At 54.7% G+C, this 12005-nt stretch carries 6 protein-coding genes; 2 read left to right on the top strand and 4 right to left on the bottom strand.

Translation table 11 applies throughout. From position 1 onward, the window contains the following. Nucleotides 1–32: 32 nt before the first annotated feature. The 4 genes from ACYVC2_RS16750 to ACYVC2_RS16735 form a co-directional block, all read right to left on the bottom strand. Nucleotides 33–1520 carry a S10 family peptidase gene (locus tag ACYVC2_RS16750; RefSeq protein ID WP_461103733.1) on the bottom strand — a complete coding sequence of 496 codons (1488 nt, stop codon included), beginning with the start codon at nt 1518–1520 and terminating at the stop codon, nt 33–35. Nucleotides 1521–1539: 19 nt separating this feature from the next. Further along, nucleotides 1540–4440 (bottom strand): hypothetical protein, encoded by a 2901-nt coding sequence (locus ACYVC2_RS16745; RefSeq protein ID WP_461103731.1) that lies wholly within the window; start codon nt 4438–4440, stop codon nt 1540–1542. Between the two features lie 193 nt (nt 4441–4633). Beyond that, complete coding sequence (locus ACYVC2_RS16740) at nt 4634–6157, bottom strand: SusD/RagB family nutrient-binding outer membrane lipoprotein (protein WP_461103729.1); 1524 nt, start codon at nt 6155–6157, stop codon at nt 4634–4636. 33 nt (nt 6158–6190) lie between these two features. Continuing rightward, complete coding sequence (locus ACYVC2_RS16735) at nt 6191–9370, bottom strand: SusC/RagA family TonB-linked outer membrane protein (protein ID WP_461103727.1); 3180 nt, start codon at nt 9368–9370, stop codon at nt 6191–6193. Between the two features lie 674 nt (nt 9371–10044). On the opposite strand from ACYVC2_RS16735, the gene ACYVC2_RS16730 reads away from it, so the two are divergent. Together ACYVC2_RS16730 and ACYVC2_RS16725 are read left to right on the top strand one after the other, a co-directional pair. Beyond that, the gene (locus ACYVC2_RS16730) at nt 10045–10662 is read left to right on the top strand and encodes an RNA polymerase sigma factor (RefSeq protein ID WP_461103725.1); all 618 of its coding nucleotides are present in this window, start codon (nt 10045–10047) and stop codon (nt 10660–10662) included. A gap of 116 nt (nt 10663–10778) precedes the next feature. Next, entirely contained in the window at nt 10779–11903 is a 1125-nt protein-coding gene (locus ACYVC2_RS16725) for a FecR family protein (protein WP_461103723.1), read from the top strand. The last annotated feature ends 102 nt before the right edge of the window (nt 11904–12005 follow it).

The following is a 12005-nucleotide window of genomic DNA, read 5'->3' as shown; positions in this document are numbered from 1 at the left end:
CGTTACTGATTAAAAAAGTAGGTATTCTGTTGTTAGTATTTCGCTGGCTGGGTCGGCTTGGGTAAGGTTTTCTGGATGAACGCCCGTATATCGTCGGTCGACGTAGCCAGGTCCTCATCCCGCAGGTACATCATGTGGCCGCCCCGGTACCCTTTCCACTCAAAGCGGTCTTTGAGCTTACCGCTGGGGTCCATCTGCCACATATCGTATTTGGCATTGAAATAATCGCAGGCTCCGTCGTAATACCCCGATTGAATGAAGACATGGAGGTAGGGGTTTTGCGCCATGGCCTGCCGCAGGTTTTCGCCGGTCCGGTCGGTGTTGGCCCCGTCGCGATCCCAGGGGCGGGTTTGCCCGGCGATATAATATTTCAGATCGGTTTTGTACTTGAGCTGTTCGCGGAGGTAGTAGTTGATGGCCGGGGTAAACGAATGCTGCCAAGAGGTGTATTCAGCCGCATAATCGGGTCGTTCGCCTGCCGTTTCCTGGTCGATACCCAGGTAGCGCGAATCCAGCCGACCGATCTGATAACCCTTATCGCGCAGGAGTTCTTTCCAGAAGAACGTGGACGGAATCACCAGGTTATGTTCAAGAATTACTTTTTCCGACAGTCCCGAATAGCGCGCCATTTTACCGGCAAGCTGCTTTTTCCGGTCGGCCTCCAGAAACCCGCCTTTGGCCAGCGCGGGTGTAAGTTCATTGACGGTAAACTGTTCGACTTCGGGCAGCATGGCCGTCAGGTCTTTCTGTTGCAGGTCCGAAGGCAGCATTTTGTGATACCAGGCCGTTGCCGAATAATACGGCAGCATGTTCGCCGAAGCCACCGGTCCTTCCCGACCGATGCCCAGGTCGGTGGGCGAGACCAGAATCACTCCGTTGAGGTACATCCAGCTGGCATTCTGCAACTCCAGCGCCAGTCCCGATACCCGCGTGGTACCGTAGCTCTCCCCGATCAGGTACTTGGGCGAGGACCAGCGATCTTTCCGACTCACGAACACGTTCAACCACTCGGCCAGGTATTTGATATCGGCATTGACCCCAAAGAATTTCGACTTTGGAATTGAATCGTTTACGGCCCGCGAGAACCCTGTGTTGACCGGCTCGACGTACACGATGTCGGCGACATCCAGCGTCGAATACGGATTGTCTTTGATCCCGTAGGGCTGGGTCGGATACCCTTCACTATCGACGAGCACCCGCTTCGGGCCGGTATAACCAATGTGCATCCAGCAGGAAGCCGCTCCCGGACCGCCGTTGAACGAAATCATCAGGGGGCGCGTGGTCTTATCCGTCACATCCGACCGCTCGTAATACACATAAAACAGCGTGGCAATGGGTTTTCCGTTTTCGTCGAAGACCGGCTGGTTGCCCGCGGTGACATTGTAGGGCACCACCTTACCTTTGATAGTCACCTGATCTTTTGTCGTAACGGCACCGTCGAGTTTCAGGCTCCGGCTCTGGGCAAAGGCAGTGGTTAGGGACAGTAAAAAAAAGAGGAAGGGTAAATAGTTTTTTTTCATGGTTAGGTAATGTACACGGTTACAAGCCCGCCACTTCGCCGGGTTTAATATCGAGCTGGCTGGCTGCGGCCAGCAACTCTTTCAGTTCCGTCTGTCGGCCGGTCTGCTTATACAGCTTCGCCAGGGTGGCATAGCTTTCGAGGTTATACGGATTCAGTTTCAGCGATTTTTTGAAGGCCTCGACAGCCTCATCGGTCTTACCGGCGGCCTGATTCAGCACTCCACCCGACTGCAGGGCCGACGACTCATACAGCGGATTACCCGATGCGGAGAGACTTTTGTACAGAGCCTCGGCTTCCGGCAACCGCTTCGCCGAAGCCAGCAGGCGTACCAGCCGCTGCTTGTACGTCCGGTCGAGACTACCTTTCTCTGCCATAACTTTGTCGAGATAGCTTGTCAGCGAATCCGTCTTGCCTTGTTTGGCGTAGCTCTCAGCAATGCGCAGGTCGAAATCAGCCCGCGAACTCCTACCGGACTCCAATATACGCTGCACCTCCTTCATGGTGGTCACTGCTTCCGGGTAGCGCCCAACCGCCAACAGCGCATCGGCATACAGTCCACGCAGTTCGTAGTTCTGGGGCCGCAGAAGAACCAGCTTTTTCAACCCGTCGAGCTGATTGGCATACCCCAGCATAGCCCGCTGCGCCAGCCCGAACGCTTTGGCATCGTCGCGCCGGTCGCGGAGGTAGGTCGAAACATCGGGACCAGTGGCCGCATAGTCTTCGGCGGCTTTGATCGCCTGACTGACGAGCCCGTTCTGAACATACATCTCCCGCAACTGGATGGCATCGTAGGCGCGGGTCTGATAGTCGGTTTCCAGGTCGAGAGCTTTCCGCAGCAAGGTCGCCTGTTTTGCGATCAGCTCCGGTGAGCGGTCCTGCGGACCGGCTTTATCTTCTTCCCACTTCGCGTAGGCCGCATAGACTGGCGCGTAGTTGGGGTCGATGGCTTCGGCGGCTTTGATGTAACTCAGAGCTTTATCGAAGTCTTTCTGCTGCTGTTTGAGCCGGGCGTAAGCCAGGTAAGCGGGCTGGTATTTGCTGTCGTATACCAGAGCAGTATCCAGGTATTTTCCGGCTTTAACCGAATCCGACCGGATGACCTTGTTGCTTAGGTTGATGTACACCTGCGCCCAGTTCGACGCCATCACCGACTGATCGCCGTTCAGGTACGCCCGCTCTTTCTTTACCAGCGCATCCAGAAATTTATACATCTCCGGATCTTTGCTTTTCAGCTCGGCGGTAATGTTCATCGACTTAAAGTCCAGCGGATGCACTTTCACCTTCTCGAAATAAGCCGGGTAAGTCTGCGCAAAATATTCCGACTCGTTGTTCTGCGAGTAATAATCCAGCGTGAGATGGTTCTTCATGGCGTGGTAATAGCGCTCCCGGATTTTCCGGTTTTCGGCGTCGGTCAGCACCCGGCCATGAAACAGGTGGACGTATTCATGCAGCACTACGTTCCGCTCTTCGTAAGCGCCCCGCTCCACGTACTCGATGGCAGCCGCACCGCTGCCGACACCCCGAATGTCCATCCACTGGCGATTGTCGAAGGTGGTCGTGTACCTAAACTGCGGGGATCGCATCGCCAGCGCCAGGTCGATGTGCAGGGGCGGTACCACAAATGTGTTGCCCTGTTTCGACAGGAACGGGAAATAAACGACGCTGGTGTACATCTGATTCCAGACCATGGCTTTGGCCCGGCTACCCGGATAGTAGGTCAGGTCGGGGAAGACATCGGTGAAGTGTTCCGGGTCGGCTATCTTCGTGGTTTTAAGAACGTTCGTGATCGAGTCATACGTCATCAGGTACGGAATCCGCTTCGACTTGATGACCGCCGACAGCCCGTTGTGCGCGGGACCGTAATGTTTTTTCTTCGCCAGAATCCCGACGAACGCCTGCTCGGCCGAATCCAGGTTCGCCTTCCGGTTCGGCGTGTCGAAGTCGCTGTAATAGATCGAAGCCCGGTGCATGGCAGGCAGCACCGAGTTCGGGTATTCTTTTTCGACCCGGTGCGTCACCGCTACGGCGTCGGTCAGGCGATTGGCGTGAAAGAGCTTGTCGACTTCTTTGAGCTTCTCCCGAATTTCTTTCTCGTTTTTATCGGCGTAATCGGCGTAGGTCAGGTTCGTGTGGCCATTGCCCCAGTGCCAGTGGGTCTGAAAATGCAGCGGATTGATCTCCAGCGCCAGTTGCCACTGAGCCGCCATGTCGTTTAGTTGCGTAGCATCGATCCGGCGCCAGATGGCATACCCGTAGCTGAAGCGGGCATCGGCATTGAACGGGTCCAGCGTCAGCGATTTGACCAGGGGTGCTTCGGCCTGCTCGGGGTGCTGATCCCAGAAGTACACATTGGCTTCGAGCAGATACGCCCCCGCCAGGTTGGGGTTCTTTTTCTGTAATTTCTTCGCAACGTCCAGCGCTTCGGGGTATTTTTTCTGGAGCAACAACGCCCGGCCCAGCACCTGCGCCGTTTCGTCGTCGGCTGGATTACTGGCGATCAGGGCTTTGCATTGTTTTTCGGCATTGGCCAGGTCCCAGGCTTCGATCGCCAGCACGGCTTTCAGTCGTTTGGCCCACGCGCTGTTTTTATCAGCCGACAGCGCGCTTTTAACTTCTTTCTCGGCCTGTTTAAAATCGTTGATCAGCCAGGCATATTCGGCCCGCAGAATGGCCTTTTCCGCAACACCAAGCCCCTTGCCTGATTTAATGGCGTCGGTAGCTTCTTGCCAGAGACCCAGGTCCAGCATCCGCTTGATCACTTTCGCTTTACCGTTTGTGTTCTGCCGAAACTGATTCCGGACGTCGGCCCGGGCTTTTTCCAGGCTGGCCTGAACGGCTTTGGTATCGTTGGCTGGCTGAGCCGATGCAACTCCGGCCAGGCACAACAGCAAGATCGGTAAGGCGTAGAGTCTGGTCATACGGTTACTATTGATGTGGGGTTCTGTCATTCCGACCGGTCCGCCGGTGCGGAATGACAAAAGCTCTCTTCATTAAACTTAACCAATGTTAACATGACTGGTCCGACGTTTGACACGTGAAGAAGATGAAGTGAAGGCATTTGTTGATGAAGTATAATTGGCTCCGCACATCAAACGCCGGACTAGTCAGAAATTACTTGCGTGTATCCCAGAACACCCGCTCCAGCATGGATGTCTTCTGCTTGGCGTTCGGGTTATTGCTGATTTCCGATTGGGCATAGAAAAGCGAATGCGGCACCTCATCGTAAATCGCAAACGGCGTCTTCAGCGGTGTCAGCGCCGGGTAACCGGTCCGCCGGTAATCGGTCCAGGGCTCTACCAGCACCGCGTGATTGGCGACGTATTTTTCGGTGATGAGCTGCTCCAGCATCTGGCTTGTCGTTCCTTGGAGCGTGCCGTTAGCGGCTACGTAAGCGTTGGCGTCGGCTGTCGAAACCCCCGCGTCGCTCATCGACGCCCGGATACCCGCTTCGAAGAAGGTTTGCGCACTGCCCGGAGCGCCGTAGGCCAGCGCGGCTTCGGCCCGAATGAAGTTATATTCCGCAAAGGTCAGCAGCCGGGCCGGGCCGTTTCCGCCGAAGGTGATGGCCCCATCTTTTAAGCTCCCGTCGGCGTTGATCAGCGACAGGTTGGGGGCCGACGGCGTGCCGTAAATGTACTGGTAGTTCCGCGAATAAGCCGACGACGGATCGGCATCCAGCGCGCTGGCTCCTTTGTAGGTCGCCGGATTCGAATTGAACGGAAACGGGATGAAATACGCTGCCCGGCGCGGATCACTCTTCGAATTCATCAGATTGACGATGTAGCGATTCGGGAAGAACTGGTTTTTGAACTGCCCGTTTTCGGCGCTGTAGAGCGGGTTTTGCCGTTGCGATTCCGTCAGGAATGCCATCTGAAAATTGTCGGCGGTGCTCTCCATAAACTTGGCTCCACTGCCGATCAGTGATGTAATCTGTGCGGTCGTATACGCCGGATCTTTCGCTGAATAGTGCAGGAAAATTCGCAGCTTCAGGGTGTTCGCAAACTTGATCCACTTCGCCTGCGAAGCCGCCCAGGTAGCGCCCGTATAGATCGTCGTGCTTACATTTGGCGACATGGCCGAGGTGGTAGCACTCACGTCCTTTATCCCGTCGTCGATCAGCCGGATCAGGTCTTTGTAGATCGCTTCGTCGTCGTCGAATTTGGGGTAAAAGTTAGCGCTATGCCGACTGGCTTCGGTATACGGCACATCGCCCCAGGAGTCGACCGTAACCTGATACACATACGCTTTCAGGATTTTCCCGACGCCGGCGTAGTGCGGGCTGCCTTCGGTCGTAGCCTGCGCGATCATCAACTCCAGATCGCTGAGAATCGTGCCGAAGATGGTGACCCACTGGTTGTTGATATCGGAGTTGGTCACGTTATACCGTTCGTATTCCTTGAAGGTTCCCAGACCTGTGTTGGGTCCCTGACCGCTGAACTGCTGCGCCCACAGGCTGGTCACCCGAAACAGGTCGCTACCGCCCATGTAGCCGATGTTCACAGTAGCCGAAGGCAGCAACTGCGACACCTGCACGGATTTGATATTGTTGGGATCGTCGTTTATATCCAGGAAAGTACTACAGGAACTAAGCGCAAGCCCGGTGGCTAAAACAGATGTATACAGTAATTTTTTCATGCTATCAAGTTTTGTCAGGTGGATCGTAACGGATTAGAACGTAGCCCGCAGACTACCGCCGATGGTGCGGGCCGTGGGGGTAATCCCGAACTCAAGACCGCGTGCGTTGCTCACCCCCAGCAGGTTTTGCTCAGGATCAAGATCGGGGTAGTTGGGCGCGTAGATGAACAGGTTACGACCGTACACCGATAATTGTAAGGCCTTGATGAACTTGGCCTGCCCAAAGAGCGAAGTCGGGAATTTATAGGTCAGGTTGGCTTCGCGCAGTTTCAGGTACGTAGCGTCGAGCATGTATCCTTCCCAGGCTACGTATTTCCCCTGCAGGCTAAAGTACTGCTGCGCCGTCACCCCGATGTTGTTCGGCGTACCATCTTCCCGAACACCCTGAAACACATAGGGTTTATTGGGGGTACCATCCGGATTGAAGCGGGGAAACTCAGCCGTTTCGGCCGACACCCCGTTGATGCGCAGGTCGCCGATGGTACGCGAGAGCTGATCGCCTTTGTACTTCAGATCGAACAGAAACGACAGGCTGAAACCTTTGTAGTTGAAGGTATTGCTGAAGCCCGCCGTAAACTTCGGATTCGGGTTCCCGATCCGCTGCACCGCCGTGGTTACTTTCGGTAAACCGTTGCTGCCGATGATCATGTTTCCGCTGGCGTCCCGCTGGTAAGCCGTCGACCAGATCTGGCCATACTCCTGACCGGGCACCAACTGAATGTTGGGCGAGGTAAAGCCCCCGATGGAAATGTTGCTCACGCCCGGCGCCAGCTCTTCGACCATCGATTTGAAACTGGTGAAGTTGAGCGAAGTTTCCCAGCTGAAATTTTCTTTTTCGATCGGGATGCCGGTAATCAACAGCTCGATTCCTTTCGTTGAAAGCTTACCGGCGTTGGTAACCAGGCTCGTAAAGCCCGACGTAGACGGCACCGGCACGGCGAAGATCAGGTTGCGGGTGTCGCGCCGGTAGACCGATCCGTCGAGGGTAAGCCGACCGTTGAAGAACGCCAGTTCGGTACCCAGTTCAATCTCCCGCGTAAACTCCGGCGTCAGGTTCGGATTTCCGGTGCTGTTGTTGTAGGTATATCCGGCCAGGCCACCGAATGGAAAGCTAACTCCCGTTGAGCCCAGCCCATCGCCCGCGCTGGCTTTGCCGTAGTAGGTATTGATGGCGTACGGGCTGGCTCCTTTCCCCACTTCGCCGACGTTCGCCCGAATTTTGGCCGACGACAGCAGCTTGGATTTGATCGCCGGGAACGCTTCGGTCGGCACGAAACTCACCGCCACCGCTGGGTAAAAGATCGAGCGCTTGCCGGGAGCGAGCGTCGAGGCAAAGTCATTCCGGGCTTTGACGTTGAACGAAAACCAGGTTTTATAGTCGAGCACCAGATCGGCAAATACCCCAACGGTCCGCTGTTTGGTAATGCTCGAACTGGGGTTGAACGTCAGGAAGTTCTTCACGTTGTCGAAACCCGCAACCACAATGCCCAAGCCAATATCCTGAATGGTGTTGTTGTAGTTCGAGATAATCTCGTTTCCGACCGTAGCCATCAGGTGCAGATCGTTGGTAATTTTCTTGTTGGCCGTCAGGGTAAAGTACGAGTTCAGGTTGCGGGTCGTCTCCGAGCGGTCCAGTACGCCACCAGCACCGGCCGACGTAGTATTCGCATTACTTCGAACGCCCTTGTCGTCGAAGCCTTTGGTGAGGTACGTAAAGACGTCGGTACCCACTTTCAGATCGGCCTGCAACCAGTCCAGAATATCGTATTTCAGATTCAGGTTTCCGTAAAACCGATTGACTTCCTGGTGGTTTTTGATGTGATTGATCGACCAGTAAGGCTGATCTTCGGCCGCAAACCACTGTTGGTTGCCGGCCGCATCTTCGTAAGGCTGGTTGGTCAGATCGTAGCTGCGGGGGGTATAAATGCCCCGCCACAGCGGGTTTGCTCCCTGGTTGCCCGACTGCGTGCGGTCGGATACGTTGTTGGTGTATGTAAACGAGGTGGCCACCCGGAACTTAGGCGTCAGCTGCGTACTGGCATTGACGGTCAGGTTGTTCCGATTCAGCTTGTTGTTGGGCACGAGCGCCGTTTCGATGGAATTGCCGTACGAAACGCGGTAATCGAAGCGGTCGGCCCCGCCGGAGAAGCTCAGATTGTTCTGCGATGAGATCGAGTTCTGCAGAATGTCGCGAACGTTGTTCGGATAAGCCCGCAACTGCTCCTGCTGGCCAAACCAGTTCGTGACAGTCTGCCCCTGAATCTGCGGCCCCCACGATCCGGCGACGTTGTTGATGTAGTTGCCGTTGCTGCCCTGCGCGTATTCGTTCTGGAATTTAGGGAAACGGCTGACCGACCCGACGGCGGTATTCGTCTCGAAGGAGATTTGTCGGCTGGTGCCTTTCTTTCCTTTTTTGGTCGTGATCAGAATCGCCCCCGATGCGGCCCGTGACCCGTAGAGAACTGTAGCCGCAGCCCCTTTCAGAACATTGACGCTTTCGATATCCTGCGGGTTAATGTCGGAAATCCGGCTGGAATTGACCACGCCCGTATTGACGGAGTTGCCTCCGTTCGACGTACTGCTACCCAGACTGTTATCGAGCGGAATCCCATCGACGACGTAGAGCGGCTGGTTACTGCCTGTAAAGGTCGAGAAGCCCCGAATCGTTACGTTCGAGCCGGCAAAGCCGCCCCCGGAACCCGTCACCTGCACACCCGCCACTTTCCCCGCGAGCGCATTGGTGACGTCGGTCGTGGGGGCTTTCGTGATTTGCTCGGATTTAACTTCACTGACTCCATATCCCAGGGTCTTGCGGTCGCGGGCGATCCCGAAAGAAGTAACGACTACTTCGCTCAGCTGTTGAGCATCGGCTTCCATCGCAATCGTCAAGGTCTGGCGTCCGTTCAGGACCACTTCCTGCGAGATGTAGCCGATGTAGCTAAATACCAGCGTCGCATTCTCGGGTACGTTGATCCGGAATTTACCGTTGGCATCGGTAACCGTACCGATGTTGTTACTGCCCTTGACAATAATCGACGCGCCAGGAAGGGGCGTGCCATCGTCTTTGAACGTCACCGTTCCGGTAACTTCAACATCGGCGACGGTATAGAACGACGGTTCCGCGTAGGCCAGGGTGCTGGTTGCCGGCATCAGACAGAAACAGGCCACACCAAGTAACAAAGACGTACGAATGGCAGTTAGAGGTTGTTTCATATACGGGGGTGCGCTTTTAATGAATAATTACATCTCCTGGAGAATGCCGTTCGAATTCGGAAAGTGGCATCACGCTTCCTGCCTGTTTTCGACCGGTATGAAGGAGTTCGATAGGTGGTCGTCAGAAACAACCCGTATCGTCCTTACAGCTGGTCTGCCCGGCCTGGGACGCGTTTATCAGACTCCGGTCGTAGGCTACAGAACCCGTAGAAAACAGCCTGACAAACACACGTGCGCTGGTCGGCTCCAGGGCCTGTTTTTCTTGTTTACGAGTAAAGTAAGCAAAAAAAGAAAAAGGATTTTTTTGATATAAGTCCAGTAACGGCCTAATGACTAATATTTATTGATAAACGGACAATTTTTGTCATATACAGAATTAAATTCCAGAATAATCCTAAAATGTGGAATTTAATTTTATAATGAATTCCAATTATCCTGCTTTTGTTTGCGGTCTTTACCCCAGAAAAGAGCCTCGACGGGCTGCTACTCGATCTCAGAAAAATCCAATTTTTACGACAACTGAGCCTTGCCGTAAAAAATCCGGAAAAGGCCGCTTCCTGCTTCAGGCCGTAAAAGAGCAGCAACACTTTTTAGAAACTAATTGTATTTTGTGCATCTTTAATTAAGTTTATCTAATTATCGCCCGCACGCATCATCGGTGGTTTTAAGCAGCAGTGGCCAGTCTTCCTTCTTCCTCAATCCGTTTAACCGATCAACAGCTCTGGCGTAGTCTATGCGCGGGCGATGAGTCGGCGTTTACGACCATTTTTGAGCGTTACCATCGAACCCTGTATAACTATGGGCATAAGCTGACCACCGACTCGGCGCTCATCCAGGATGCCGTACAGGAAGTGTTCATCGACGTCTGGCGCATGCGGTCTACCCTGTCCGACGATATCGGCTCCGTTAAGTTTTATCTATACAGGTCCCTGCGTCGTCGTATTCACCGCATGCAGGGGAAGTACCCGTCGGGCGAAAATATCGACGAGCTGGCCGACCACCACAACGCGCCGACGGCCGTTACCGAAGAAGCGGTACAGATTCAGCAGGAATCGCAGGAGCTGGTAAGCCGGCGAATTCAGGAGTTGCTGACTCACCTGCCCAAGCGGCAGGTCGAAGCCCTCACCCTCTATTATTACGATGAGTTCAGCATCGCCGAAATAGCCCAGTTGATGGATGTACACGAAAAGTCTGTTCGTAATTTCATCCACCGGGCGCTAACCTCGCTCCGCCAGAACCGCAACTGGCTCATCGGCTCCCTGCTGATTTTCTGGCTTTTACTGAGCCTGTAAAATTTTTAGAAAAAATTTTCACGAAAAAAGAGGTCATCCGGCCATTTGCTGCTTCTTTCTAAATAAAGCGGGAATAATTCTATTCCTTCTCCGGTAGATCCCGTTTTCAGCCTGCCATGAAACAAGCTTCGTACGCCCTGATCGATTTTCTGGAAGACCCTGATTTTGTCAGTTGGGTAAAGCATCCCAATGATCAGCAGGACGCCTACTGGCAGCAGTTTCAGGAACAGTATCCAGACAAAAAGCCGCTTATCGAACTGGCGCGTCAGTATGTACTGGCGCTGGCCGAGCAAACCGGTCGGCACCAGCTTACCGAAGCCGACAGCGAATCGATGCGCCAGACCATCCGGCAACGGCTGCAGCAGGAAACGCCCGTGATACCGCTCGGGCCGCCCAGTCGGACCAGCTGGGGCTGGATGCGTATAGCGGCTTCGGTAGTGCTGGTTGCCGGGCTGGGCGTCATGGGCTACTGGTACAGCCAGCGGGCCAGTCAACCAGCTGCTTATAACCGCTTCGTTCAGGACGCGCCCGCTGGTACACAACTGACCGAAACCCGCAATGATAACCAGACACCCCTGACCATCTCCCTCAGCGACGGCAGTTCGGTGGTGCTTCAGCCAGGTAGCCGCCTGAGCTACCCCCATCAGCTCAAACAGCGCGAGGTATATCTGGTGGGCAAGGCCTTTTTCGAAATCGTCAGAGACCCAAGCCGGCCGTTTCTGGTGTACACGCACGGCATCGCGACTAAAGTACTGGGAACCAGCTTTTTCATCGATGCACCGGACACCAGTCAGCCGATCAAGGTAGCGGTGAAGACCGGAAAAGTAGCCGTTTATTCACTGACCGAACCAACGTCGGCGCAACCGCAGGTTACGAACAGCGAACTCAACGGCTTGGTACTGACGCCAAATCAGAGTGCTGAATACCTGACCGATAGCCACCGCCTGATCCGCCGGCCAGACACCGTGTCGACGTTCGCCCAGCCCGGCACATTGACCGTAGCCCGGCAATCGTTCGATTTCGATGAGACGCCCGTGTCGGAGGTGTTCCGGACGCTCGAAAAAGCCTACGGTGTCACCATCGTTTACAACCAGTCGGTACTGGGCAAATGTTCGCTTTCGGCCCTGCTGATCGGGCAGCCTTTTCACGAAAAACTATCGGTGATCTGTAAAGCGTTGGATGCCCAGTTCACGATTCAGGGCACACAGGTGGTCATTACGGGTGGCCAGGGCTGTCAATAAATTTCTGTATTCCTAACCTTTAACTCATCTTAAGCCTTTATGCATTCCGCCACGTCAAAACAGGTCTATGGCTTCGAGCCGGGCCACGGTTCTGTTGAGTAC

The sequence above is a fragment of the Spirosoma koreense genome (assembly GCF_054777875.1).
The sequence above is the reverse complement of the archived record's forward strand: the minus strand, read 5'-3'. Positions and strand labels throughout refer to the sequence as shown.